This is a genomic window from Microbispora sp. NPDC049633 (assembly GCF_040675265.1).
Classification (GTDB): Bacteria; Actinomycetota; Actinomycetes; order Streptosporangiales; family Streptosporangiaceae; genus Microbispora; species Microbispora maris.
In genome coordinates, this window is record NZ_JBFAOO010000006.1 from 17,157 (window position 1) to 41,887 (window position 24,731).

The window sequence follows — 24,731 nt, forward strand, 5'->3', positions numbered from 1 at the left end:
GGGCATGGCAAGGGTCCGACACCCCCGGGGACGCTCGCCGTTCCGAATCAGAGACACACCGTATGCTGCCTGATCACGAGAGGGACGTCGAGAACCCCGTCGAATCTGAGTAAAACTTTTTCCAAAAGTCAGTGTGACATGTCGACAGGTGCGGTCGCAACGGGTGAGGACGACAGCCACAAGGAGTCACCCACCGCATCCTTCATGCCGACATACGGCATAAATGGGGACAGAAGTACAGGAATGACGTACGTGACTCGTCAAAGCTCTTGGAACCGGGGGTTTTCATCCCGGGGGAACGGACGTAAAAAGGGATTACGGACCTGCGGGTCCGCGTACGGCATCGGGTACCCACGCGCGACCAGCCGCGGGAGGCGTGTCGAGACGGGCTTGACCCGCTCCGACAAATTCAGGTGCACGCTTGGTAGCCCGGTGACACGTACTGGCGACGGCGTCCCATACCAGGGACGCCGTCTGCTTTGTCCGCAGTCGGCGGCCGGGCGGGCGCGTCAGCGCGACATGGCCTCACAGATCGCCGTCGTCTCGCGCACGCCGTGGACGACCGCCGAGGCACAGTGCCGCACCCACGTTCCGACGCCCTCGCCCGTGCCCTTCAGGTACGCCCTGAGGCTTTCGGCGTACGCGTCACCGAGGTCGGCGTGGCCCACCTCGACGACGGCCAGCGACTTGGGGTCCAGACCCAGGTCGACCAGTGTGAGCCGTTCGGCGGCCCGGGCGACCAGGCCGTCGGCCACGCCGAAGGGACGCAGCACCGCCAGCTCGGCGTGCACGATCGCGGCGAGCACGAGTGCGGGCGCCGTGGCGGAATCCGTGACAAGCCCGGCGAGGGCCGACATACGCGCCGCGGTCTCCTCCGGTCCGGGCGCCGGGCCGAGCCCGAGCGGATCGGCGGTCGTGGGCTCGGTGCGCGGCCTGCCGGGCTCGGCGGTCAGACCTGCCGCCGCGAGCGCGTGCAGCCGGGCGAGCACCTGGCGTGGCGCCGACCGCCACGTCGGGGCCAGCCGGCCGAGTTCGGCCGAGGCGCGCAGCGCGCCCTGCACGACGGGGTCGGTCACCTCGCCCATGCGCAGCGGCTCGAGCGGCACGTCCACGCCCTCGATCGCGGCGGAGGCACGCGCGCCGCGCAGGGCCGACTCGGCCGACACCTCGGGACTGCGCCGGCGCAGCACCCGGTGACGGTAGAGCCGGTCGACGGCCTCGCGGGCCTCCTGCACGGCCTCGGGCACGCCGGGCAGTCCGGCGATCACGGCCAGGGGATCGCTCACAGCCCCCGACCATACCCGCCGGTAGAACGTCGTTCGCCGAGGAGGTGCGGCCGTTCACCGCACAACGGCGGCACCGGTCTCGGCGGGCTCCTCGCCTGCGGCTAAATTTGCAGGCCAAAGGCCGGTAACCGGACAAAACGCCCCCAGCCCGATTACTTGTACTTGACGCCGCTCGCCTGGTGAAGTGGGACACGACATACCCCTGCTTGGCCGAGGCGGCCGAACGAGAGACAACCTTTTAGACGCTGAAGGAGCACGGAGTGGCCACCGAGACCCCCGGTCAGGAAACCCAGGAGACGCTGTCGAACCTGCTGAGCGAGACGCGCCGGTTCGAGCCCCCGGCGGACCTGGCGTCGGCCGCGAACGTCACGGCGGACGCCTACGAGGAGGCCGCCCGGGACCGGCTCGCCTTCTGGGAGCGCGCCGCGGAGCGGCTGACGTGGGCGGAGCGCTGGGACACCACGCTGGAGTGGGAGCCGCCCTTCGCCAAGTGGTTCATCGGCGGCAAGCTCAACGTCGCCTACAACTGCGTCGACCGCCACGTGGAGGCCGGCCGCGGCGACAAGGTCGCCTACTACTGGGAGGGTGAGCCGGAGGGCGACAGCCGTACGATCACCTACGCCGACCTGCAGAAGGAGGTCGCGAAGGCGGCCAACGCGCTGCAGGAGCTGGGGGTGCGCAAGGGCGACCGGGTCGCGGTCTACATGCCGATGATCCCCGAGCTGCCGATCACCCTGCTGGCCTGCGCCCGGATCGGGGCGATCCACTCGGTGGTCTTCGGCGGATTCTCCGCCTCCGCCCTGAAGAGCCGCATCCACGACGCGGACGCCAAGGTCGTCGTCACGGCCGACGGCGGCTTCCGCCGCGGCGCGCCGAGCGCGCTCAAGCCGACGGTCGACGAGGCGGTCGCCGAGTCCCCCGGCGTCGAGCATGTCCTCGTGGTGCGCAGGACCGGCCAGGACGTCGCGTGGAGCGACCGGGACGTCTGGTGGCACGACCTCGTGGAGCGCCAGCCGGCCGAGCACGAGCCGGTGCCGCACGACGCCGAGGACCCGCTGTACATCCTCTACACCAGCGGCACGACCGGGAAGCCCAAGGGCATCCTGCACACCACCGGCGGCTACCTCACCCAGGTCGCCTGGACCCACGACGCGGTCTTCGACCTCAAGCCCGAGACCGACATCTACTGGTGCACGGCCGACATCGGCTGGGTGACCGGGCACTCCTACATCGTGTACGGCCCGCTCGCCAACGGCGCGACCAGCGTGATCTACGAGGGCACCCCGGACACCCCGCACCGCGGCCGCTTCTGGGAGATCGTGCAGAAGTACAAGGTCACGATTCTCTACACCGCCCCCACCGCGATCCGTACGTTCATGAAGTGGGGCGACGACATCCCGGCGAAGTACGACATGTCGTCCCTGCGGGTGCTCGGGTCGGTCGGCGAGCCCATCAACCCCGAGGCGTACGTCTGGTACCGCGAGCACATCGGCGCCGACCGCTGCCCCGTCGTGGACACGTGGTGGCAGACGGAGACGGGCGGCATCATGATCAGCCCGCTCCCCGGCGTCACGGCCGCCAAGCCCGGCGCCGCCATGCAGCCGCTGCCCGGCATCGCGGCCGACGTGGTCGACGACCAGGGCAACTCGGTGCCGAACGGCGGCGGCGGGTTCCTCGTGGTCCGCGAGCCCTGGCCGGCCATGCTCCGCACGATCTGGGGCGACGACAAGCGCTACGTCGACACCTACTGGTCGCGGTTCGAGGGGATGTACTTCCCCGGCGACGGCGCCAAGCGCGACGAGGACGGCGACCTGTGGCTGCTCGGCCGGGTGGACGACGTCATGCTCGTCTCCGGGCACAACATCTCCACGACCGAGGTCGAGAGCGCGCTGGTCAGCCACCCGAAGGTGGCCGAGGCGGCCGTCGTGGGCGCCACCGACCCGCTGACCGGCCAGGCCATCGTGGCCTTCGTGATCCTGCGCGGCAGCGCGGAGGAGAGCGACGACATCGCCACCGAGCTGCGCGCCCACGTGGCCAAGACGCTCGGCCCGATCGCCAAGCCGCGGCAGATCCTGGTCGTACCAGAGCTGCCGAAGACCCGCTCCGGCAAGATCATGCGCCGGCTGCTGCGCGACGTGGCGGAGAACCGCTCCCTCGGCGACGTCACCACGCTGACCGACAGCTCGGTCATGAACCTGATCGCGGAGAAGCTGCCCAGCGCCAAGAGCGACGACTGATCGCGAACCGCCCGATCTCCTGAGGAAGGCGTGGACGTACGGCGTCCGCGCCTTCCTCGTCTCCGCCCCGCCGCCGGTTCGGTGCGGCGGGGAGCGGGCAGATCGCCTGGGGCGTCATATTCCGGCCGTCTGTGGGCAGGTCCCCGCCTGTGCGGCCTCCGGACTGCGGTCATCCACAGGCGAGGGGCTTCGCGTGCACGCGCGCGGACGGGCACGAGATGATGTTTGATAGTCGCAGATAGGAGATCGCTCATGCCCGAGGACGAATCGCTCGGTGCGCTGGTCGCCCAGGCGAGCCATCACATCTCGACCCTCGTACGGTCGGAGATCGAGCTGGCGAAGGCCGAGCTCAAGTTCGACGCGAAGCGGGTCGGCATGGCCGCCGGGCTGTTCGGCGCCGCGGCCTTCATCGGGCACCTGTGCCTGATCCTGGCCTCCTTCGCGATCGCGTACGCCCTCGTGGCCGTGGGGCTGGCCACATGGCTCGCGTTCACGATCGTCACCGTGTTCTACCTCCTGATGGCCGGGCTGCTGATCTTCATCGGCTACCGGCGGCTCAAGGGGCTGACCGGCATGAAGCGCACCAGGCGGAGCCTGCGCGGCCTCGGGGGTCCGGAGGAGGCCGAGGAGCTGCCGGAGGAGATTTCAGCCGCCACACCGCGCCCCGCGGCCCCGGCGCCGCCGCCGTACACCGGCCCGACCGCCGGCCAGGTGGGCGCCCACCGGGAGTCCGTGAGCGATGCCGGTTGACGAGACGCTGATCGAGGTCGACGGCCCCTGGACGCACCGGACGGTGCACGCGGGCGGTGTGCGGTTCCACGTGGCCGAGGCCGGAGACGGGCCGCTGGTCCTGCTGCTGCACGGGTTCCCCCAGTTCTGGTGGACCTGGCGGCACCAGCTTCCCGCGCTGGCCGCGGCCGGCTACCGGGCCGTCGCCGTCGACCTGCGCGGATACGGCACCAGCGACAAGCCGCCACGTGGATACGACCTGCCCACGCTGGCCGTGGACGCGGCGGGTCTGGTGCGCGCGCTCGGCGAGACGAGCGCCGTCGTGGTGGGCCACGACTGGGGTGGTCTGCTGGGCTGGACGATGGGCGTCCTCGACCCGAAGGTGGTGCGGCGGCTGGTCGCGGTGTCGGCGCCGCATCCGCTGCGCCTGCGCGCCGCGCTGTTCACCGATCCGCTGGGGCAGCTCAAGGCCGGCCGCTACGCCCTGGGGTTCCAGTTGCCCTTCCTGCCGGAGCGGAAGCTGACCCGCAAGGGCGGCGCGGCGGTGGGCCGCATGGTCGAGAGGTGGGCCGGGCCGCAGTGGCCGGGCGACGGCGTGACACATGTGTACCGGGAGGCCATGCGGATCCCGGCGGTCGCCCACTGCGCGCTGGAGTACTACCGCTGGTTCGCCCGATCCCAGATGCGCCCGGACGGCTTCCGCTACGCCCGGCAGATGCGCGCCGAGATCGAGGCGCCGACGCTGCAACTGCACGGCGCGCTCGACCCGTGCGTCCTGCCGCGGACCGCCCAGGGCTCCAGCAGGTTCGTCGCCGCGCCGTACCGATGGCGGCTGATCGAGGGCGCCGGGCATTTCCCGCACGAGGAGCGCCCCGAGCAGTTCAACGCCGAGCTCGTCTCCTGGCTCTCCGACCCCGAACCCGACCGCTGAGACGCCGTCCGGTGCCCCGCCCCCCGGCAGCCGTCCTCCCCCTGCCACGAACGGCTGCCACGAACGGCTGCCACGAACGGCTGCCACGTCGGTTGTCGCGACCGGCTGCCGGATCGACACCCGTGATCTTGAAGGAGATAGTAGAAATGTGCCCTGAAGTGGCCCAACTTCCTGGTTGATCTACGATGCTCCAGGAGATCGCCGGTGCTTCGGCCGCCCTGAACCGCCCACGCGCCCTGCGGAGAGATCATGCGTGACCGTGACGAAGCGGGCCGCCCCCGCAATGCACGTCCTCGCGACGAGTACGGCAGGCCGCTCCCCAAAGGCACCGAGGGAGTGCCCCGGGTGCCGGACGACTACGCCCCCGCCGCCGAGGAGGCGCTGGAGGAGGCCAGGAAGCTGCTCGCGGCGGGCCGGCCGTTCCACGCCCACGAGGTGCTGGAGGCCCGCTGGAAGACCGGCCCGGCCGAGGAACGCGAGCTGTGGCAGGGGCTCGCGCAGATATGCGTCGGCCTCACGCACATCCAGCGCGGCAACCTCGCCGGCGCCGCCGCCCTGCTGACGCGTGGATCCGCCCGGCTCGGCGCGTACGGCTCGACCCGGCCCTACGGACTCGACCTGCGGGCCCTGGCGGTGGAGGCCGACGCGATCACGGCCGTCATCGACGAGGGGAACGCCGACGCCGGCTCCGCCGTCTCCGCCGTCCTCACCCGCCTGACCCCCGGCGAGTAGCCCGCGCGTCAGTCGCAGTCCTGCGTGTCCACACGGACGACGGCGCCGCTGCCGTCGGTGGCGTCGTTCATGACCTCCTCCGCCGTGAGCGCGAAGCCCGTCTCCGGCTGGTCCGTCGCGGCGGCGAAGATGACCCCGAGCACCCGGCCCTCCGGGCTCAGCAGCGGCCCGCCCGAGTTGCCCGGCTGGACCTTGCCGCGGATCGCGTAGACCTCACGCTCCACCTTGCGCTGGTTGTAGATGTCGTACGACTCGGCGCGCTGCTTGACCCTGATGCGCGCGGCGAGCGGCGTGAAGGGATGTCCCTTCGGGTAGCCGGCGATGATCGCGCTGTCGCCCTTCTCGGCGGTCATGTCGAAGCGCAGCGCGCCGATCGGGAGGTCCGGGACGAACAGCACCGCGATGTCGCGCTCGGGGTTGTAGAGGACGACCCTGGCGTCGTACTGGGTGCCGTCGTAATCGGTCACGTGCAGCCCTTCCGTGACCCCGGCGACGACGTGGGCGTTGGTCATGATCCGCTGCCGCGCGTAGACGAACCCGGTCCCCTCGATGCGCTTGCGGCAGCTCGGTGCGGTGCCCTGCACCTTGACGATCGCCCTGCGAGCCCGCACGAGGGCGGGGCTGCCGTTGATCAGGCTCTGGTCCGGCGGCGGCACGTTCTGGCCGCCGATGGAGGTGATGACCTGCGGCCACTCCGAGGTGCTGACGAAGTCCCTGAACTGCTTCTGCAGCGCTCCCACGCCGTCAGGGATGGCGTCGTCGACGCTCTGCCAGATCACCGAGCCGTTGATCTGATCCTTGACCAGCGGCTGGCCGATGCTCATCGAGACCATCAGGGAACCGATCAGCCAGGCGATCGCCAGAACCGACAGGCCGCTGGCGACCGAGCCGCCGAAGGCGTCGACCGCCTTGGCGGGCTCCCACGTGACGTGGCTACGGGCCATGGCGCCGATGGTGGAGGACGCGAACTGCCCGACGGTGGCCGTCAGGAAGACGATGACGATGGCTAACAGGGCCCGCTCGATGTCGCCGCTGACGATCGCTCCCGCCAGGGGTGGCGCGATGAACAACCCCAGGATGGCGCCGCCGACGAATCCGATGAAGCTGAAGGCCCCGATGATGAAGCCCTGCCGGTAACCCGACACCGCGAAGGCCACCACCAGGCCGATCAGGATGAGATCCAGAAGATCGCCGCGCACAGTTCCCACGGTATAGGCACGCCAGTCGTCGTGTGCGGGCGTCTGCCGGGTCTCGTCGCCATACGCGGCGTACGAGCACCCGCCGGCTCAGCCCCGCGCGGCCAGGTTCACGACCTCGGGGGGAAGATCCTCGACACGTGAGCGGTCCCAGGGGCGCTCGAAGCCCGCCGCCGTCAGCACGCCGTCCAGCACCCCGGCGGTGAAGCCCCACACGAGCAGGCCGCGTACGCGGAACGCCACGGAGGGGACGATCCCACGCGGGTGGCGCAGCCGCAGCCGGTTGGCCGGGTCCACCAGCTCCGCGACCGGGACCCGCTCGACGGCCTCGACCTCGTCGGGAGAGGCGGCGTGCACGGCGCAGGGCGTGTGCCACCAGGCGAGCACGGGCGTCACCCGGTTGTCGCTGCGCCACACGTAGAGCTCCGGCATGGTCCCGACGACCTCGACGCCCGTGGGGTCGAGCCCGGTCTCCTCCTGTGCCTCCCGCAGCGCGGCGCCGATCGGGCCGTCGTCTTCGGGGTCGACGCCGCCGCCGGGGAACGCGGGCTGGCCGGCGTGCACGCGGCCCTTTGAACTGCGCTGGATGAGCAGGATGTCGGGGCCTTCCGGCCCCTCGCCGAACAGCAACAGCACCGCGGCCGAGCGGCCGGAGCCGTTCGCGGGCGGCCGCAGCGCGGTGGGGACAGGATTGTGCGCGGCCTTCGCGGCCAGCTCCGTCAGCCAGGCGGGAGCCACGACCACCTCCACATCGTCACACCGGGTACAAGCAGGCCCAGGCGTGCCGTACAACCACGGAAGAACGCCGGAGCTTCCCGATCATTACGGATTCACGAGAACGGGCCCGGACGCACCAGCTTGCGCGCCTCGTCCGGGTCGGTGGGGCCGGTGCCGTACGACGGGCAGAGCGCGGCGAGGGGGCACACGCCGCAGGCGGGCTTGCGCGCGTGGCAGATGCGGCGGCCGTGCCAGATCAGCCGATGCGACAGCATCGTCCACTCGGACTTGGGGATCAGTTCGCCGACCTCGTGCTCGATCTTCACCGGATCGGTCTCGGCCGTCCAGCCGAAGCGCCTGGTCAGCCGCTGGAAGTGCGTGTCGACGGTGATGCCGGGGACGTCGAAGGCGTTGCCGAGCACGACGTTCGCGGTCTTACGGCCCACGCCGGGGAGCTTGACCAGGTCGGCCAGCTTGCCCGGAACCTCCCCCTTGTGGTGTTCACAAAGGGCCTGCGCCATCCCGATGATGCTGTTGGCCTTCGCGCGGAAGAACCCGGTCGACTTGATGATCTCCTCGAGTTCGGCGCGATCGGCTCCGGCGTAGTCGGCCGCGGTCCGGTACTTGGCGAAGAGCACCGGAGTGACCATGTTGACTCTCTTGTCCGTGCATTGCGCCGAGAGGATCGTGGCGACCAGCAGCTCCAGAGGGTTGCCGAAGTCGAGTTCGCAATGGGCGTCGGGGTAGGTCTCGGCCAGAATCCGGTTGGTTCGCCGCGCCCGCCGCACGAGCCCCAGGCGGGTCTCGGCCTGGCGCTGACGCCGTCGGGGAGCGGCCGTGTTCGTCGCCATGCCGCAAGCGTAGGGCCTGGGACGACCGCCCAGCTCCCGGTCCACCACGACGGGAGACTTGTCATACATGCCACATATGCGGCCTGTATTTGCCAATTTGTCCCTACGCTGCGCAATACACTGAGTCCGTAGGGGGACGGCCGGCCGCCCGAGCCGGTCGAGCGCGCAATGGGCGTAAGGATAGGTTTCCGCCAAGATTGTGTTGTTTCGCCAGGCACCACGCACACGACTGCGAGCCGGGATCGACGCCCATGCCACGTAACGGGACACCCCGTAATGCGTCGCGGAAGGCGTGGGTCACAATGGCTAGCACGGAGCCGGCGACCGAGCGCGCCCGCAGCAAGGAGGCACCGTGAGCACCGAGGAAGTACTGAGCAAGGCGCCGCTGTTCTCCGCGCTCGACCGCGAGAGCGCCGCGGCTCTGCGTGCGAGCATCACCGAGGTGGAGCTGCCCAAGGGCCGCACCCTCTTCAGTGAGAACGAGACGGGCGACCGGCTCTACGTGGTGCTCGAGGGCAAGATCAAGCTGGCGCGCACCGCCCCCGACGGCCGGGAGAACCTGCTGAGCGTGCTCGGCCCGGGCGAGATGTTCGGCGAGCTGTCCCTGTTCGACCCGCGCCCGCGCACGGCCTCGGCGATCGCGCTGACCGACGTACGCCTGGCGGGGCTGGGCCACGACGACCTGCGGCCGTGGCTGACCGGCCGGCCCGAGGTCGCCCTCCACCTGCTGCGTGCCCTGGCCCAGCGGCTGCGCCGTACGAACGACGTGCTCGCGGACCTCGTCTTCACCGACGTCCCGGGGCGTGTCGCCAAGCAGCTCCTCGACCTGGCCGACCGTTTCGGGCAGAAGACCGACGACGGCATCCGGGTGCACCACGACCTCACCCAGGAGGAGCTCGCCCAGCTCGTGGGCGCCTCGCGGGAGACGGTCAACAAGGCCCTGGCCGACTTCGCCCAGCGCGGCTGGCTGCGCATCGAGGCCAAGGCCGTGGTGATCATGGACAGGGAGCGGCTCTACAACCGCTCGCGCTAAAGGGTCTTCAGGTAGTCGAGCTGGGCCGCGACCGACATCTCGGCGGCCGGCCACAGCGACCGGTCCACCTCGGCGTAGACCATCTCGACGATCTCGCGGGCGTCCCTGGCGCCCCTGCGGATGGCCTCGCGGATCTGCTCCAGCCGCTCACGCCGGTGGGCGATGTACGCGTCGAGCACCGCGGACGGGTCGGGCAGCACGGGCCCGTGGCCGGGCAGCAGCGCGGCGGCCTCCAGCATCTCGGCGCCATGCCGCAGCCTGTCGAGGCTGCGCAGGTAGTCACCGAGGTTCCCGTCGGGGGCGATCACGGTCGTGCCCCGGCCGAGGACGGTGTCGCCGGTGAGCATCGCCCGGTCGCCGGGCAGCCAGAAGCACAGCGAGTCGAACGAGTGCCCGGGCGTGCCGACGACCCGCATCTCCACGTCGCCCGCCGTGACGACGTCGCCGTCGACCAGGCCCTCGTCGCCCAGGCGGTGCCGGGGGTCGAGCGCCCGCACCGGCGCGCCGAGCATCCGCGCCAGTGTCCCCGCCCCCTCGCTGTGGTCGGGATGGCCGTGCGTCAGCAGGACGGCGGTCACCCCGCGGCCGTCCACCCGCTCGGCGACCCGCCGCAGGTGGGCCTCGTCGTCCGGGCCGGGATCGACGACCAGCACGGCCCGCTCCCCGCCGACGATCCACGTGTTGGTGCCGTCGAGGGTCATCGGCGACGGATTGGGCGCCAGCACGTTCACGGTGCTCGCCGTGCCCGCACCGTCCGGTCCCTCCAGCGGGATGCGCAGACCGCTCACTCGCCCGTCTCTCCTGTCTCGGGGAACATCAGCACCATCCGCCCGTCCACCTCGGCGGGTTCCGGCAGGACGGTCGTGATCGACCGGGGGCAGGCGAGCACGTCGCCGGCCGACTCGAACGCCGCCATCTCGGCCAGCGTCCGGAAGGTGGGCGGCAGCAGGTGCGCCGTTCCCGCCCTCGCGGCGGCGAGCGCGTCCCGCGGCCGCATCCAGGCGACCCCCGACGCCTCCCCGCCCACGTCACGCGTACGCTGCCCGGGCGGCAAGGCCGCCACGAAGAAGCGGGTGTCGAAGCGCCGGGGCTCCACGACCGGCGTGATCCAGTGCGCCCACGCCTTGAGCAGGTCGGACCTGAGCACGAGACCGCGCCGGTCGAGGAACTCGGCGAACGACAGCGTGCGCGCGATCAGCGCGAGGCGGTCGGCCTCCCAGTCGGGTCCGGTCGTGTCCGTTACCACCGCCTCCGGGCCCGGCCCGGCCAGAAGCACGCCCGACTCCTCGAACGTCTCGCGTACGGCCGCGCAGACGAGGCCCCGGGCCGTGCTCTCGCCGGCCCGGAAGACCTCACCCCACTCCGCGGGCGAGGGACCCGCCCAGGCCACGGCGTGGTCGGCGTCCCGCGGGTCGACCGACCCGCCGGGGAACACGTACGCGCCGGCGGCGAAGGCCATCGTGGCCGTGCGCCTGAGGAGGTACACCTCCAGGGGATCGTCACGCAGCAACACCACCGTGGCCGCGTCCCGCGCGGGGACGGGGGCCAGGCGGCCGGCGAGGATCTCCCGTGCCCGCTCGCCGACCTCGCCGGGCAGCGGAAACCCCATGAGGTCCTCCAGAACAATCATCGGTTCGGCCGGCCCCCATGCTCCCCCACGCCTTCGCGAGACCGCAATCCCCGGTTCCGGTGAGCCGGATCCCCGTCAGCGGACCTCCGCGATGACCTCCACCTCGACCGGGGCGTCGAGCGGAAGCACCGCCACGCCGACCGCGCTCCTCGCGTGCCTGCCCGCCTCGCCGAACACCTCGCCGAGCAGTTCGCTGGCGCCGTTGACGACCTGCGGCTGCCCGGTGAAGCCGGGAGCGCTCGCGACGAACCCGACCACTTTCACGATCCGCACGACCTGCGACAGGTCGCCCACCAGGGACTTGATGGCCGCCAGGGCGTTGACGGCGCAGATGCGCGCCTGCTCCTTGGCCTCCTCGGCCGACACCTCCGCGCCGACCTTGCCGGTGACGCCCAGCTCGCCCTTCACGAGCGGGAGCTGGCCGGAGGTGTAGACGTGGTCACCCGTCCGTACGGCGGGCACGTACGCGGCCAGCGGGGGCACGACCTCGGGCAGCGTGAGCCCGAGCTCGGCGAGCCGCTCCTCCGGGGTCGCCATCACTTGGGCCGCTTCATGTAGGCGACCAACTGCTCCGGGTTGGGCCCCGGGATGACCGAGACGAGCTCCCACCCGTCTTCGCCCCAATTGTCCAGAATTTGCTTCGTCGCGTGCGTGAGCAGCGGCACGGTGACGTATTCCCACTTGGTCATGGCCAAAGGCTATCGAGGCGGGGCGCGCCCGGGGTGCTCAGGAACACGGTTCGGGCGAGAGCCCGTTGGCCAACCCTTACCCGATCGGTCGCGACGGGGGACGACCCCCGCGTATCGGCAGGTAACCCTTGGGTAGCCTTCCTCACGTGGGCGAGTGGAGCAGGCACGCCGACGCGGAGGAGGCACGGTGAGTCAGCCGACCGGCGGTCGCGCCGGAAGCAACGGGGAGGCCCGTGACACCGACTGGGACGGCGTGCGCCTGCACGTGGTGAGCGGCAAGGGCGGCACCGGGAAGACCACGGTGGCCGCCGCGCTCGCGCTCGCCCTGGCGGCGGGCGGGCGCAAGGTGCTGCTCGTCGAGGTCGAGGGACGGCAGGGCATCGCCCAGGCGTTCGACCTGCAGCCGCTGCCGTACGAGGAGCGCAAGATCGCCGTGGCGCCCGGCGGCGGCGACGTGTACGCGCTTGCCGTCGACCCCGAAGAGGCGATGCTCGAATACCTCGAGATGTTCTACGGCATCAAGCGCGTGGGCAAGGCGCTGACCCGCATGGGCGTGGTCGACTTCGCCACGACCATCGCCCCCGGTCTGCGGGACGTCCTGGTCACCGGCAAGACCAGCGAGGCCGTACGGCGCCGCGACAAGCTGGGCCGGAGGGTGTACGACGCGGTGGTCATGGACGCGCCCCCGACCGGCCGGGTCGCGCGCTTCCTGAACGTGACGCAGGAGGTCGCCGGGCTGGCCCGGGTCGGGCCCATCAAGAACCACGCCGACCTCGTACGGGGCGTCCTCGCCTCCCCGGAGACGGCGGTCCACTTCGTGACGCTCCTGGAGGAGATGCCCGTACAGGAGACCCTGGACGGCATCGAGGAGCTGCGCTCGACCGGGCTTCCGGTCGGCGGCGTGTTCGTCAACATGGTGCGCCCCGCCGGGCTGCCCGAGGGTGTGCTGAAGGCGGCCGGCCAGGGCAGGTTCGACTCCGCCGAGCTCGCGCTCGGCCTCAAGGCGGCCGGGCTGACGGACGCCACGGCCGACGCCTCCGCGGTCGCCGAGGCCCTCGCCCGGGAGGTGACCGAGCACGCCCTGCGGACCGAGCTGGAGAAGCGGGAGCGCGTCGCGCTGGAGGAGACCGGCGTGCCGCGGTACGACCTGCCGCTGCTGCCCGACGGCGCCGACCTGGCCGGGCTCTACGAACTGGCCGACGCCCTGCGCGCCCAGTCTGTGGCGTGAACAGTGCGCCGCGTGACCTGCTGATCGAGTGCACCGAGTGAGAGGCTGAGCTGTGACCAGGACGGCGCCCGCGCTGGACATCGACGCGATCTTGGATGATCCGGACACGCGGATCATCGTGTGCTGCGGCTCGGGCGGTGTCGGCAAGACCACGACGGCCGCGGCCCTCGGGCTGCGCGCCGCCGAGCGGGGCCGCTCGGTGGTCGTCCTGACCGTGGACCCCGCCAGGCGGCTCGCCCAGGCGATGGGCCTGACCGAGCTCGACAACACCCCCAGGCGGGTCCACGGCGTCGACGGCGCCGGGGAGGCAGGCGGCGAGCTGCACGCGATGATGCTCGACATGAAGCGGACCTTCGACGAGATCATCGAGGCCCACGCCGACCCCGAGCGCGCCCGGCAGATCCTGACGAACCCCTTCTACCAGTCGTTGTCGTCCAGCTTCTCCGGCACGCAGGAGTACATGGCCATGGAGAAGCTGGGCCAGCTGCGCCGCTCGGACGAGTGGGACCTGATCGTGGTGGACACCCCGCCGTCGCGGTCGGCGCTCGACTTCCTCGACGCCCCCGAACGCCTCGGCCGGTTCCTCGACGGCAGGCTGATCCGCATCCTCTCCGCGCCGGCCAAGGCCGGCGGACGTAGTGCGTTCAAGCTGCTCAACGCCGGATTCGGGATGGTCGCGGGCATCCTGACCAAGGTCATCGGGGCCCAGGTGCTGCGGGACATCCAGATGTTCGTCACCGCGCTCGACGCGGTGTTCGGCGGCTTCCGGCAGCGCGCCGAGCAGACGTACCGGCTGCTCCAGGCACCCGGCACCGCCTTCGTCGTCGTCGCGGCGCCGGAGCGTGACGCGATGCGCGAGGCGTCCTACTTCGTGGAACGGCTGGCCGACGAGCGCATGCCACTGGCCGGGCTCGTCGTCAACCGTGTCCACCGTCCGCTGGCGCCGTCGCTGTCGGCGGCGCGCAGCTCCGCCGCCGCCGAGGAGCTCGACGCCAGGGGCGAGCACGAGCTGACCGCCGCCGTGCTGCGGCTGCACGCCGGAAGGATGCAGCTCGCCGCCCGGGAGCGGCGCCAGCAGGAACACTTCACCTCGGCCCATCCGACGGTGCCCATCGCACAGGTGCCCGCGATGCCCGAGGACGTGCACGATCTGGCGGGACTGCGCCAGATCGGGCAACTTCTCGCGTCCTGAAGACATGTCGTCCGGCGTCCCGCTCCACAGCGGGACGCCGCGCCGGACTCAGCCGGCGATCAGCTCGTTCGTCCGCTCGTACTCTTCCTTGGCGGACTCCAGCAGGTCTCGCCAGGACTCCACGTCCGGCCTGCGCCTCAGCAGCGCGCGCCGTTCCCTCTCCGTCATCCCGCCCCACACCCCGAACTCGATGCGATTGTCCAGCGCATCGGCGAGGCATTCGGTACGGACGGGGCATCCACGGCAGATGAGCTTGGCCCGGTTCTGGGCGGCGCCTTGCACGAAGAGTGCGTCAGGATCCGCACCTCGGCAGGCGGCACGGGAGGTCCAATCCGTGATCCACATGTTCGACCCCACTCCCCTTAGGTGGTCAGTCGTCGTTTCGGCCGACGGGCGCGGGCGTCGGGCCTCCTGGTTTGCAGTAGCCGCAGAGGAGAAAGTACGCAAGGAAACGATCGAACCGACATACCCCGGGGGGACCAAATTCGTGCATGGTCATGTCAGGCCATGTGGCCGGGAATGACTAGTCCCCCCCTCGCGGGGGTAATGCGGTTCCGTGAGGTCGATGCCGGGAGAGCCGCCAAACGGACGTACCCTAGGTTCCGTGCAAGCTCACGGCAAAACTCTGGCATCCCGGACAGGTGCGGCCCTGCGTCTTGTCGGCGCCGCGGGCGTCGCGGGGGTGCTGGCGGCGGCGATTGCACTACCCGCGGTCGGCGGGGCCGGCGTCACGGTCAAATCGAGCATCGAGACCCTGAGCCTCAAGCCGGCGGACCTCGACGAACCGCCGCTGCCCGAGAAGACGGTCCTGCTCGACGCGGACGGCAAGCAGATCGCCCAGTTCTACTTCGAGAACCGGGAATCTGTCTCGATGGACCGCATCGCGCCGATCATGCGTAAGGCGATCGTGGCGATCGAGGACTTCCGCTTCTACGAGCACGGCCCGCTCGACGTCGAGGGCACCACCCGTGCGCTGGTGAAAAACCTCACGACCGGCGGGGTGACCCAGGGCGGCTCGTCCATCACCCAGCAGTACGTGAAGCAGGTCCTGTTCAACAAGGCGGAGACCGACGAGGAGAAGGCCGCCGCCGTGGCGCCGACCGTCGGGCGCAAGCTCAACGAGATCCGCTACGCGATGTCGATGGAGCAGAAGTACAGCAAGGACGAGATCCTCAACCGGTATCTCAACATCGCCTACTTCGGCGCCAGCGCGTACGGCATCGAGGCGGCGTCCAAGCGGTTCTTCGGCAAGCACGCCTCGGAGCTGAACCTGGCCGAGTCCGCGACGCTGGCGGGAGCCGTCCAGGACCCGAACGCCACCGACCCCAACCGGGGCAAGACGTTCCGGGACCGGCTGCTGGCCCGGCGCAACGTCGTGCTCGACCGCATGGCCGAGCTGAAGATCATCACCGAGGCCGAGCGCGACGCGGCCAAGAAGAAGAAGCTGGGGTGGAAGGACAAGGAGATCCCCGGCGGCTGCGAGGAGAGCGACTACCCGTACTTCTGCCTGTACGTGCGCAACGAGATCCTCAACGACACGCAGTTCGGCAAGACCAAGAAGGCCCGTCAGGACTTCCTGGCCCGCGGCGGCCTGACGATCCGCACCACGCTGAACCGGAAGATGCAGAAGGCCGCCGAGACGGCGATCAAGAAGTACGTCCACCCGTCCGACAAGCCGGTCGCCTCCGAGGCTCTGGTCGAACCGGGCACGGGTGCCATCAGGGCGATGGCCGCCAGCCGGAAGTTCGGCACCAGCAAGAAGAAGAACGAGATGTCGATCAACGTCGTGGCCGACGCGCTGCACGGCGGCGGCGCGGGCTTCCAGGCGGGATCGACCTTCAAGGTGTTCACGCTGATCACCGCCTTGAAGGAAGGGTGGAAGATCAACGACGGCATCAGCACCGGCGCGACCTTCCAGGCCAGCGGCTCCGCGGCCTTCAAGGACTGCGACGGCAACCAGGTCGGTGACCCCGGGGTCGTCCAGCACAACTCCGAGGGCGGCAGCGGCGGGTTCCTGACCCTGCAGACCGGCACCTTGAAGTCGGTGAACACCTTCTTCATGGCCTTGGAGCAGAGGGTGGGGCTCTGCGACGTCGTGAAGACCGCCAAGGACTTCGGCATCAAGCGGGCCGACGGAACCAAGCTCCGCGAGTTCCAGACGTTCACGCTCGGCTTCAACGAGATGGATCCGGTGACCGTGGCCAGCGCGTACGCGGCCATCGCGGCGCGCGGGAAGTACTGCAAGCCCATGGCGATCACGGAGATCACCGACCGCTACAACAAGGTGACCTCGTTCAAGCCGTCCTGCAAGCAGGCCGTCGAGAACGAGATCGCGGACGCCGCCACCTACATCATGTCGGGCGTGTTCACCAAGGGCACCATGTCGGGCGTCGGCGGCATCGGCCGGGACGCCGCCGGCAAGACCGGTACCGGCGACCAGTCCCGCACCGTCTGGTTCGCCGGGTTCACTCCCGACCTCGCGGGCGCGGTCAGCCTCGGCGACCCGCGCGGCCCGATGCGGTACCCGCTCCCCGGACAGGTGATGGCAGGCCGCACGTACGGCACGGTCTTCGGCGCCACCGTCCCCGGTCCGATCTGGAAGGCCACCTTCCTGGCGGCGCTCAAGGGCGTCGATGCCACGTCGTTCGTGAAGCCGGACATGTCGAGGTTCGGCGGCTGCGCCCACCAGTGCGCGCCCCCGCCGAAGCCGAAGTCCGACCGGGGCGGCGGTCCTGGCGACGGTCCCGGTGGCGGGCGCGGTGGCGATGGCCCCGGTGGCGGGCGCGGCGGCGGCAACGGCCGCGGGTTCGGCGGTGGCGACTCGCCGTTCGATCCGTTCAACTGATCTCGTCCGATGGGCCGCTCCCTCGCCGGGGAGCGGCCCTTCGGCGTCTCAGCGCCCGGGCCGGTACCGTCTCGGCGCCCGGGCCGGTACCGTCTCGGCGCCCGGGCCGGTACCGTCTCGGCGCCCGGGCCGTTACGCGGACAGACGGGCGCGTACGGCCTGGGCGACGCGGCCGCCCTCGGCGCGGCCGGCGACCTTCGGGTTCAGGATCTTCATGACCTGCCCCATGGCCTTGGGGCCCTGCGCGCCGCTCTCGGCGATCGCCTCGTCGACGAGCGCGTTCAGCTCGTCGTCGCTCAGCTGGGCGGGAAGGTACTCCTCGAGGACCGCCTGCTCGTCCAGCTCCGCCTGGGCCTGCTCGGCCCGTCCGGCGCCCGCGAACGCCTCGGAGGCCTCGCGGCGCTTCTTGGCCTCGCGGGTCAGCACCTTGATCACCTCGTCGTCGGAGAGCTCGCGTGCCTCCTTGCCCGCGACCTCCTCGACGTTGACGGCGGCCAGAGCCATCCGGATCGTCCGGACCCGTACCTCGTCACGGGCCTTCATCGAGGCCGCGAGGTCGGCCTTCAGCTTGTCCTTCAACGCACTCATGCGTCCATCTTGCCGTGCCCGGGCTCCGGTCTTCGCCAGGTTATGCGGGAGGCGGGCCGTACGTCGGGCATCATTGCTGTGTGAGGAAAGCAGCCGCGGTTCCCCTGTCCGTTCTCGGCCTCGGCGTCGCCGGTGTCGGTTACGCCGCCGTACTCGAGCGGAACTGGTTCCGGCTGCGCCGCTTCGACGTCCCCGTCCTGGCGCCGGGCCAGCGGCCGGTCCGTATCCTGCAGATCTCCGACCTGCATCTCACGCCCCGCCGCCACCGGCTGATCAAGTGGGTGCGGTCGCTGGCCGCGCTCAGCCCCGACCTCGTCGTGAACACCGGCGACACGCTGGCGCACCCCGACGCCGTCGAGTCGTACATGTACGCCGTGGAGCCGCTGCTCGACCGCCCGGGCCTGTTCGTCTACGGCTCCAACGACCTCTACGCTCCCCGGCCGAAGAACCCCGCCCGCTACCTGTGGCGCACCTCCAAGGGCGACTCGCGGCAGCACGTGCCGAACCTGCCGTGGGAGGAGCTGGGCGCCGCGATGCGCGAGGCCGGCTGGCTGGACATGAACAACGCGACGGCCCGCCTCAAGGTGGCCGACCTCGACGTCCACGTAGGCGGCATCCACGACTCCCACATCGACCGGGACCGGTACGACGAGATCGCCGGCCAGGCGCCCGCCGACGCCGACCTGCGCCTCGGCGTCATGCACTCGCCCGAGCCGCGCAACATGTCGCGCTTCGCCGAGGACGGGTACCAGTTGCTGCTGGCCGGGCACACCCACGGCGGGCAGCTGTGCATCCCCTTCTACGGAGCACTGGTGACCAACTGCGGCATCGACCGCGCCCGGGTCAAGGGGCTGAGCAGGCACGAGAGTGCCTGGCTGCACGTCTCCGCCGGCCTCGGCACCTCGCCCTACGCGCCCGCGCGCTTCGCCTGCCCGCCCGAGGCGACCCTGCTGACGCTCGTTCCTCGCCGCGCCGTCGTCCCGGATGGCACAAGCAGCCGCAAAGTCCGCTAGACTTGCCGAGGCGCAGGACGAAAAGTCCAAGCGACCGGGGTGTAGCGCAGCTTGGCAGCGCGCTTCGTTCGGGACGAAGAGGCCGTGGGTTCAAATCCCGCCACCCCGACCATGTAGTACCAGCTGAGAGGCCGGTTCCGAAGATCGGAACCGGCCTTCTGCATTGCTGGGTGACTGACTGAATGACGAATGCGCGCCGCAATCCGGATCCCCGGCACCGAGCGCACAGCACGAGATCGGCACCGGGGAGGGACGTACGCGGATCCGCGGTTACGTCGAGACGACCGTCAGACGGCCGTGCGCGACCACTGCTGGTTGGCGCCGGTGTTGCACGAATACTGCTTGAGGATCACGCCATCCGCGGTCGATGCGGACGGTACGTCCACGCATTTGCCGCTGTGTCGTGCCCGAAGCTGGAAGTACCCACCGTTGGCGACCATCTGGAACTGCTGATTGGCGCCGCTGCCACAGGTGTATTGAATGAGCTCGGCACCGTCGGCGGTTGACGCGCCCACCACATCAAGACACTTCCCGCTGTGGCGGCTGACGATGCGCCAGTAGCCGCTGCCGGCGTCCTGGAACTGCCACTGCTGCCATGGGTTGCCACCGTAGGTGTACTGGTCGACGCGCGCGCTGTTGTTGGTGCTCGCCTGCTGGACGTCCATCGCCTTGCCGCTGTGGCGCACGTTGAGCCTGTAGAACGTCTCCGGCTGCGGCGTCGGCGACGGGGTGGAGTCGCGGACGGTGTCGCCCCAGCCGTAGCGGACCCGGTCGGCGCCGGATTGGTTGCGGACGGCCAAGGTGAGGTTGGTGCCGCTGCCACCGAGGGCCCACATCGAGTACCAGTCGTAGCCGATGGTGCCCGGCTTGCCGCCGAGGGCGGGCCAGTAGGTGCCGCCCATCTGGTTGTCACGCATGACCTGGGCCACAGCGCGGAGGTAGCGCACGAAATTGTCCGTGCTGTTGGGGTCGGCGTAGTTGAGGCCGGTGGACATCGGCGCGCCGAATTCCGTCGCGATCGCGCGGGAGGCGCAGTTGCCCAGAAGCGTCTGGATGTGGCTTCGGAAGGCGTCGTAGGTCATCGCGCTGTAGAAGAAGGCGTAATAGTGGAAGGACAGCAGCGTCGAGTTGAAGCGGCTGTCGTTGCAGATGTCCCGGAGGTCCTGGCTGAAGCCGGTGCCGCCGATGAGCACCCGGCCCGGCACCGCCGAGGTGTGAGTGCTGAGCCAGTTCGCTGCTACGTTGCGCCACTCCGCTGATGAGTAACCGTGCGGCTCGTTCATCGGCTCGAAGTAGACGTTGCCGTTCGAGCCGTACGTGCTGATCACACTGGACCACATCGCGTTCCACGCGGCGAGGTTCGTGATCCTGCCGCCGGAGGCGGCGCCGTCCTCCCAATAGGCCAGGATGACCTTGAATCCACGGTCGGTGGCGGCGTCGATGGCGCCGCGATAGGAGTTCCACCAGGTCGTGTTGGCCACAGTGTGAGTGTTGATGGGCAACCGGACGGTGTTGACCCCCATGATGTATTCCATGTAGTCGTAGAGCGAGTTGGCCTTGGCCCGTACTGTCGCGTTGCTGTCGGACTGGCTCAGGCCCTGCAGGACGAGCGTGCCGGTGCTGAAGTTGTCACCCAGCACGGCCCAGTTCATGCCGCGGAAATGGCTGGTGGCGGCATTGGCCGCCGGCGCGGGGACGAGGGCTGCCGCTACGGTGAGCGCGGTCACCACGAGGGCGATCAGCAATCGGCGCAACGACCGGATGCTCCGCGATGGTCCTGATGAGTAACCATCAGACGCCATGCTCAGTGCCATGAAATGTCCCATCACTAGATCTAAACTGCTGGGTCAACTTTCACTTGTGCACATTGTTAGCGATAACAAAAAAGGCCGATCACCCACGGAGGCCTCACGCTAGAGAGGGGGCGGGAGTGCGTCAACAGAAAGGGAGACGACGTGCTCGAACCGCTGGTCCGTGACGGACACCGATGTAAATTTCAACCAGACTTTCCGGTCGCGCCGACGCCCCGACGGTGCCCATTCAGCTCCACCGCGCCTCGGCCACACGTTCCGCTCTCCGGCCGTGCCGCGACGCACCCGGCGGCTGCGGAAGAGCGCGCCGAGCCCACGGGGGACCGGGATCGAAGGGTGCTTACAAGGTTGAAGAACCAGCAATGGCCGTCGGCTACCGCAGGGACACGGGCAGGAATACGGTCACCGCATGGACGAGACCCACCCTCTGGTCCGAGCTCTTCCCAGAACTCATCGCGGACCTGATCGCATGCCTTGAGGAGGCCGGAGAAACCGACTTGCGATCGTCGCGTGGGATATCCGTCTCCACCAGTGGTGCGAGTGCGGGGATGATTTCTGCCAGAGCTTCTGCACAGCCCCACCTCTTGATGGGGCCTACGGTTCCGGACACCGTTGCGTACCGCTGATCCCCGAGAAGGGTGACCTGATCCTGGACGTTGTACGTGATCGGATCATGTATGTCGAGGTGTTGCACTACCCCAGCCTCCGGGGCGCGACGAGCCGGAGCACCGGCCCGGATGGGGCCCGTTACTGAGTGACGACGGCCAGGGCGGCCCCAGGACACCTGTTGATCGCTAGGGTGAGTCCCCACCCCCTGCTCGATCTTCTGGATGTATCGCGTGCGCCGTTATCAGTCGGTCCTTCCCGCCGTGCTCGTGACCAGTGGGTATGCGGCGGCGCTCGCGGTCGCCGCGGTGCTCGCGCTGACCGGTGGCGACATCGGCCTTCTGTGGCGGCTGTCGCTGTTCTTCGAAGCGGACGAGGACGCCGCGGCCACGTGGCCGAATGTGCTCATCCTCGTCCTGGCGGGCGGGCTGTGGGCCTGGGCGCTGTGGCAGAGTCTGCGGGGCCTGCGGGGCCTGCCGCCCGGGAAGCCTCTCGTGGCCGACCGCGAGACGCGCCCGCTGCGAAGAGCTCTGTACGCGACAGTGGCACTCTGGGCGTTATACGCGATCATGCCGATCTGGCCGTGGTGGGCGGTGGTGCTCGACGCACTCCTGATGTCGGCGGTTGTGGTGCTGTTCCACCCGGTGCTGCGCCACGAAATTCGCCACGCCGATCTCGCCTTGGGCGCCGGCCTGCTGGCCCAGGTGAGCCTGGCGGCGACCGAGGTGTTCGATGTGCTCGACTGGCGCGAGGCGGAGCGGGCGGCGGCGTTCGGCGGGTTCGCCGGCGTGGGAGATCTGGTGTGGTCCGCGCTGGTGCTCACGGCGCAGTGGCGCGGCGGCCGCTGGGGGCGGACCACCGTGTGGTACGGCATCGCCTCTCTGCTGGTGCCGGTCGCACTTCTCGTCGCGGGCATCCCGCTGCGCGGGAACGGCGACCTCTACGACGTCTACGACGAGGCCACCACGGCCGCCGACGCCCTGTTCGTCATCTGGCTGGCCCGAACCGCCCACGAACTCGGCTCCGCACCCAGCAGGCCCGCGCCGTACGTCCTGCCGGCCGATCGCAGGACCGCGTTCACGGTCGCGGCCCGCCTCACCGCGTGCCTGGTCCTGCTACTCCCGCCGCTGGCCAACCGCCATCCGGCCTGGATAAGCCCGCACGTGTCGATCGAGAGGCTGCCCCGCGTCCTGGATGGCGCCGTGGGTGACGCGGTTACGACGGGCTGGCACGCTTTCGAGCTGTTCGTCGGCATCGGCGGTTTGGCCGTACTGGTCCTCGTCGCCCTGCACCGGCAGGCCGCGTTCTGGGTGGTCATGAGCGGCCTGCTCTGCACCGCGCTCAGCGGGCTCGCCGCCGTGACCCTGATCGAGCGGCACGGCCTCGGCCTCCCCGGCGGCTGGTTTCTCACCCGGCCGGACGCCTCCAATCTGTACGGGATGATCACGACCTTCTCGAGGCCGGCCATCTCGCCCTTGTGGTTCACCACCGCCTGCCTGGTCTCGGCCGCCCTGCTCTGGTGGTCGCGCGAGCCCGGACACCGCGCCGACGAGGCCCCAGACGCCGGCGCCTATCGGCCAGCCATATGAACACGATCGGCGCGGCACGCCGAGCGCCGGTGGCGGATACGGCGCGTGCGACGACCTACTGGCAGTGGGCGGCAGGTCTCGATGAACAGGACACCGATCACGACGTCGCGAAGGCGATGGAGCTGCTCGACGAGCGCTGGACGCTCCTCATCATCCGGGAGCTGGTCACCGGAAGCCGATACTTCAACGAGCTGCGCCGCGGGGTGCCGAGGATGTCCCCCTCTCTGCTGTCCAGGCGGCTCAACCGGCTGGAGCGGGCCGGTGTTCTGCAGCGCCGTCCCGACGGCAACCGGGTGCGTTACCTGCTCACCCCGGCCGGGCAGGAACTGCGGCCGGTAGTCGAGGCACTGGGCGCCAGGGGCATCCGCTGGATCCCCGAGCTCGGCGACGAGGACCTCGATCCGCAGTTGCTGCTGTGGGACATGCACCGCAACGTCGACCACGACGTCGTCCCCGACCAGCGGACGGTGGTGCAGTTCAGCTTCACCGACGTGCCGATCCACAACCGCGACTGGTGGCTGGTCATCACCCCCGGCGACGTCGACGTCTGTGACGATGACCCCGGCTATCCGCCGACGGTGATGATGACCGTGGGCCTGCGGCGGATGACCGAGATCTGGCGTGGCGATCTCGCCTGGTCCGACGCCCTCCGCTCCGGCGCCGTCGAGGTGCACGGCCCGGAGGCGCTACGCCGCGCTCTGCCACGGTGGTTCAGACTCTCGACATTCGCCCAGGTCCCCCGCCCGCACCGCGTGAGCTGACGAGCACGGGCAGAACGCGCGAGCGATGGCGTCGTGCTGAGTCGATGGGCCGAATCCTCCGGCTGACCAGATCCGGCTACCCCAACGTACTACGCGCTCTGACTTCGTCATCGGAGAGGCCGAACCTCACTTCCCCTTGAACGCGGGCCGCGCCAAGGACGGCAGGATCGAGGTGGTCGCCATTCGCGGCGATGGCCAGCCTTATTGCATCCGGCTCGCGGCGACGCTGATAACCAGCATCGCCCTCAGCGTGGGTGTGGTGTGGCTGCTGACGCTGATACGCGATTGGCTGCTGGGGCAGGTCGCGATCGTGCCCTTCGACCCGCACTGGTAGATGACCTTTGTTTGCTCGCCTGAGCATCGCCACGGCCTCTTTCTGCCTTTCATCTGCGAGCCAACGCCAGATAGCGCTCCTCGGTGTCGTGGTAGTCGACCAAGGTCCATCCGGCGGCGTCCAGCAGGGGACGTAGGTTGTGCCGGGCCCGTACGTCGTCGGGGGTCAGGGTGCGTCCGCGCCGCGCCGCGAGCACCGCCCGGCCCACGGGGTGGAACAGCGCCAGCCTTCCGCCCTTCCGGGTCACCCGGGCCAGCTCGGACAGCACGGCGACCGGCCGGAGGACATGGGAGATCAGCCCGGACGCCAGCACGCCGTCGGCCACGCCGTCGCGGAGCGGAAGCCGCCCGACGTCGGCGACCAGCAGCCGGCCGTAGTCGCCCCGCCCCCGTTCGCGGGCCGACCGGATCATCTCCGGGGTGACGTCGACGCCCACCACGCGCCCTGCCGCCCCGACCGCGTCCCGTAGCAGGGGGAAAGCGCGGGCGGTTCCACAGCCGGCGTCGATGGCCAGCCCTCCGGGCGGCAGGGCCATCTCGGCGATAGCGACGGCGAACGCCGGGCCGTCGTCGGGATACTTCTCCTCCCAGGTGGCCGCCTTCGCGGCGAAGAACTCTCTGGTCTCCTGGAGAGATCTGTGGTTCATGCTCTTCGTCTCCTCTGCGGAAGAGGTGGGGGAACGATTCGACCATGAGCCTCGGGCCCCGCGCCCTCCGGCAGGCACCACGTGCAC

At 70.0% G+C, this 24,731-nt stretch carries 24 protein-coding genes and 1 tRNA gene; 13 read left to right on the plus strand and 12 right to left on the minus strand.

Annotation, left to right across the window (positions count from 1 at the left end):
- Positions 1–509 precede the first annotated feature (509 nt).
- Entirely contained in the window at positions 510–1,286 is a 777-nt protein-coding gene (locus AB0J39_RS03065; protein WP_363461228.1) for an oxidoreductase, read from the minus strand.
- A gap of 260 nt (positions 1,287–1,546) precedes the next feature.
- On the opposite strand from AB0J39_RS03065, the gene acs reads away from it, so the two are divergent.
- From acs to AB0J39_RS03085, 4 genes are all read left to right on the plus strand, one after another.
- On the plus strand, positions 1,547–3,523 hold the full coding sequence (gene acs, locus AB0J39_RS03070; RefSeq protein ID WP_363461230.1) for an acetate--CoA ligase: 1,977 nt from the start codon (positions 1,547–1,549) through the stop codon (positions 3,521–3,523).
- A gap of 252 nt (positions 3,524–3,775) precedes the next feature.
- A complete protein-coding gene (locus AB0J39_RS03075; RefSeq protein ID WP_363461232.1) occupies positions 3,776–4,273 on the plus strand; it encodes a phage holin family protein in 498 nt (165 codons plus the stop codon).
- A complete protein-coding gene (locus AB0J39_RS03080) occupies positions 4,263–5,183 on the plus strand; it encodes an alpha/beta hydrolase (protein WP_363461234.1) in 921 nt (306 codons plus the stop codon). The genes AB0J39_RS03075 and AB0J39_RS03080 overlap by 11 nt, the downstream gene beginning before the upstream one ends.
- 249 nt (positions 5,184–5,432) lie before the next feature.
- Complete coding sequence (locus AB0J39_RS03085; RefSeq protein WP_363461236.1) at positions 5,433–5,915, plus strand: DUF309 domain-containing protein; 483 nt, start codon at positions 5,433–5,435, stop codon at positions 5,913–5,915.
- An 8-nt stretch (positions 5,916–5,923) separates the two neighbouring features.
- Here AB0J39_RS03085 and AB0J39_RS03090 read toward each other — a convergent pair whose 3' ends face one another.
- The 3 genes from AB0J39_RS03090 to nth all read right to left on the minus strand — a co-directional run bounded on the left by AB0J39_RS03090 (position 5,924) and on the right by nth (position 8,679).
- Positions 5,924–7,114 (minus strand): MarP family serine protease, encoded by a 1,191-nt coding sequence (locus tag AB0J39_RS03090; RefSeq protein ID WP_363461238.1) that lies wholly within the window; start codon positions 7,112–7,114, stop codon positions 5,924–5,926.
- Positions 7,115–7,201: 87 nt separating this feature from the next.
- Positions 7,202–7,855 carry a CoA pyrophosphatase gene (locus AB0J39_RS03095; RefSeq protein WP_363461240.1) on the minus strand — a complete coding sequence of 218 codons (654 nt, stop codon included), beginning with the start codon at positions 7,853–7,855 and terminating at the stop codon, positions 7,202–7,204.
- 86 nt (positions 7,856–7,941) lie between these two features.
- Positions 7,942–8,679 (minus strand): endonuclease III, encoded by a 738-nt coding sequence (gene nth / locus AB0J39_RS03100; protein ID WP_169949821.1) that lies wholly within the window; start codon positions 8,677–8,679, stop codon positions 7,942–7,944.
- 352 nt (positions 8,680–9,031) lie between these two features.
- Between nth and AB0J39_RS03105 the strand changes: the two genes are divergently transcribed.
- A complete protein-coding gene (locus AB0J39_RS03105; protein ID WP_169949820.1) occupies positions 9,032–9,712 on the plus strand; it encodes a Crp/Fnr family transcriptional regulator in 681 nt (226 codons plus the stop codon).
- Here AB0J39_RS03105 and AB0J39_RS03110 read toward each other — a convergent pair.
- The 4 genes from AB0J39_RS03110 to AB0J39_RS03125 form a co-directional block, all read right to left on the minus strand.
- Positions 9,709–10,500: an MBL fold metallo-hydrolase gene (locus AB0J39_RS03110; RefSeq protein WP_363461243.1), complete on the minus strand. Its 792-nt coding sequence runs from the start codon at positions 10,498–10,500 to the stop codon at positions 9,709–9,711. The two genes, AB0J39_RS03105 and AB0J39_RS03110, sit on opposite strands and share 4 nt — an antisense overlap.
- Positions 10,497–11,321 (minus strand): NUDIX domain-containing protein, encoded by an 825-nt coding sequence (locus AB0J39_RS03115; RefSeq protein ID WP_363461245.1) that lies wholly within the window; start codon positions 11,319–11,321, stop codon positions 10,497–10,499. The genes AB0J39_RS03110 and AB0J39_RS03115 overlap by 4 nt, the downstream gene beginning before the upstream one ends.
- 96 nt (positions 11,322–11,417) lie before the next feature.
- On the minus strand, positions 11,418–11,879 hold the full coding sequence (locus tag AB0J39_RS03120; protein WP_363461247.1) for a RidA family protein: 462 nt from the start codon (positions 11,877–11,879) through the stop codon (positions 11,418–11,420).
- A complete protein-coding gene (locus tag AB0J39_RS03125) occupies positions 11,879–12,031 on the minus strand; it encodes a DUF4177 domain-containing protein (RefSeq protein ID WP_076440089.1) in 153 nt (50 codons plus the stop codon). The genes AB0J39_RS03120 and AB0J39_RS03125 overlap by 1 nt, the downstream gene beginning before the upstream one ends.
- A 187-nt stretch (positions 12,032–12,218) precedes the next feature.
- On the opposite strand from AB0J39_RS03125, the gene AB0J39_RS03130 reads away from it, so the two are divergent.
- Positions 12,219–13,259: an ArsA-related P-loop ATPase gene (locus AB0J39_RS03130; protein ID WP_363461249.1), complete on the plus strand. Its 1,041-nt coding sequence runs from the start codon at positions 12,219–12,221 to the stop codon at positions 13,257–13,259.
- A 52-nt stretch (positions 13,260–13,311) separates the two neighbouring features.
- Positions 13,312–14,451, plus strand: coding sequence for an ArsA family ATPase (locus tag AB0J39_RS03135; protein ID WP_363461251.1), 1,140 nt, complete (start codon positions 13,312–13,314; stop codon positions 14,449–14,451).
- A gap of 48 nt (positions 14,452–14,499) precedes the next feature.
- Here the strand turns inward: AB0J39_RS03135 and AB0J39_RS03140 are convergent, their stop codons facing one another.
- Positions 14,500–14,796: a WhiB family transcriptional regulator gene (locus AB0J39_RS03140; protein WP_030506755.1), complete on the minus strand. Its 297-nt coding sequence runs from the start codon at positions 14,794–14,796 to the stop codon at positions 14,500–14,502.
- Between the two features lie 259 nt (positions 14,797–15,055).
- Here AB0J39_RS03140 and AB0J39_RS03145 point away from each other — a divergent pair, with 259 nt between their 5' ends.
- Positions 15,056–17,296, plus strand: coding sequence for a transglycosylase domain-containing protein (locus AB0J39_RS03145; RefSeq protein ID WP_363461253.1), 2,241 nt, complete (start codon positions 15,056–15,058; stop codon positions 17,294–17,296).
- 132 nt (positions 17,297–17,428) lie between these two features.
- On the opposite strand, the gene AB0J39_RS03150 is transcribed toward AB0J39_RS03145, so the two are convergent.
- Positions 17,429–17,884: a GatB/YqeY domain-containing protein gene (locus AB0J39_RS03150; protein ID WP_193202142.1), complete on the minus strand. Its 456-nt coding sequence runs from the start codon at positions 17,882–17,884 to the stop codon at positions 17,429–17,431.
- A gap of 80 nt (positions 17,885–17,964) precedes the next feature.
- Here AB0J39_RS03150 and AB0J39_RS03155 point away from each other — a divergent pair, with 80 nt between their 5' ends.
- Both AB0J39_RS03155 and AB0J39_RS03160 read left to right on the plus strand, forming a co-directional pair.
- Entirely contained in the window at positions 17,965–18,897 is a 933-nt protein-coding gene (locus AB0J39_RS03155; RefSeq protein WP_363461255.1) for a metallophosphoesterase, read from the plus strand.
- A 35-nt stretch (positions 18,898–18,932) separates the two neighbouring features.
- A tRNA-Pro gene (locus tag AB0J39_RS03160) sits at positions 18,933–19,009 on the plus strand.
- Between the two features lie 175 nt (positions 19,010–19,184).
- Here AB0J39_RS03160 and AB0J39_RS03165 read toward each other — a convergent pair.
- Entirely contained in the window at positions 19,185–20,651 is a 1,467-nt protein-coding gene (locus AB0J39_RS03165; protein WP_363461257.1) for an RICIN domain-containing protein, read from the minus strand.
- An 896-nt stretch (positions 20,652–21,547) separates the two neighbouring features.
- Between AB0J39_RS03165 and AB0J39_RS03170 the strand changes: the two genes are divergently transcribed.
- The 3 genes from AB0J39_RS03170 (at position 21,548) to AB0J39_RS03180 (ending at position 23,998) form a co-directional block, all read left to right on the plus strand.
- Positions 21,548–22,903: a hypothetical protein gene (locus tag AB0J39_RS03170; RefSeq protein ID WP_363461259.1), complete on the plus strand. Its 1,356-nt coding sequence runs from the start codon at positions 21,548–21,550 to the stop codon at positions 22,901–22,903.
- A complete protein-coding gene (locus tag AB0J39_RS03175) occupies positions 22,900–23,664 on the plus strand; it encodes a helix-turn-helix domain-containing protein (protein ID WP_363461261.1) in 765 nt (254 codons plus the stop codon). Before AB0J39_RS03170 ends, AB0J39_RS03175 begins: the two co-directional genes overlap by 4 nt.
- A 136-nt stretch (positions 23,665–23,800) precedes the next feature.
- The gene (locus AB0J39_RS03180) at positions 23,801–23,998 is read left to right on the plus strand and encodes a hypothetical protein (RefSeq protein ID WP_363461263.1); all 198 of its coding nucleotides are present in this window, start codon (positions 23,801–23,803) and stop codon (positions 23,996–23,998) included.
- Positions 23,999–24,047: 49 nt separating this feature from the next.
- Here the strand turns inward: AB0J39_RS03180 and AB0J39_RS03185 are convergent, their stop codons facing one another.
- Complete coding sequence (locus tag AB0J39_RS03185; protein ID WP_363461265.1) at positions 24,048–24,644, minus strand: class I SAM-dependent methyltransferase; 597 nt, start codon at positions 24,642–24,644, stop codon at positions 24,048–24,050.
- Positions 24,645–24,731: the final 87 nt, after the last annotated feature.

Coding starts and splice junctions, on each gene's coding strand:
- AB0J39_RS03075 (WP_363461232.1), top strand. CDS start 3,776: ATGCCCGAGGACGAATCGCTCGGTGCGCTGGTCGCCCAGGCGAGCCAT.
- AB0J39_RS03080 (WP_363461234.1), top strand. CDS start 4,263: ATGCCGGTTGACGAGACGCTGATCGAGGTCGACGGCCCCTGGACGCAC.
- AB0J39_RS03085 (WP_363461236.1), top strand. CDS start 5,433: ATGCGTGACCGTGACGAAGCGGGCCGCCCCCGCAATGCACGTCCTCGC.
- nth (WP_169949821.1), bottom strand. CDS start 8,679: ATGGCGACGAACACGGCCGCTCCCCGACGGCGTCAGCGCCAGGCCGAG.
- AB0J39_RS03115 (WP_363461245.1), bottom strand. CDS start 11,321: ATGGGGTTTCCGCTGCCCGGCGAGGTCGGCGAGCGGGCACGGGAGATC.
- AB0J39_RS03120 (WP_363461247.1), bottom strand. CDS start 11,879: ATGGCGACCCCGGAGGAGCGGCTCGCCGAGCTCGGGCTCACGCTGCCC.
- AB0J39_RS03125 (WP_076440089.1), bottom strand. CDS start 12,031: ATGACCAAGTGGGAATACGTCACCGTGCCGCTGCTCACGCACGCGACG.
- AB0J39_RS03140 (WP_030506755.1), bottom strand. CDS start 14,796: ATGTGGATCACGGATTGGACCTCCCGTGCCGCCTGCCGAGGTGCGGAT.
- AB0J39_RS03150 (WP_193202142.1), bottom strand. CDS start 17,884: ATGAGTGCGTTGAAGGACAAGCTGAAGGCCGACCTCGCGGCCTCGATG.
- AB0J39_RS03175 (WP_363461261.1), top strand. CDS start 22,900: ATGAACACGATCGGCGCGGCACGCCGAGCGCCGGTGGCGGATACGGCG.
- AB0J39_RS03185 (WP_363461265.1), bottom strand. CDS start 24,644: ATGAACCACAGATCTCTCCAGGAGACCAGAGAGTTCTTCGCCGCGAAG.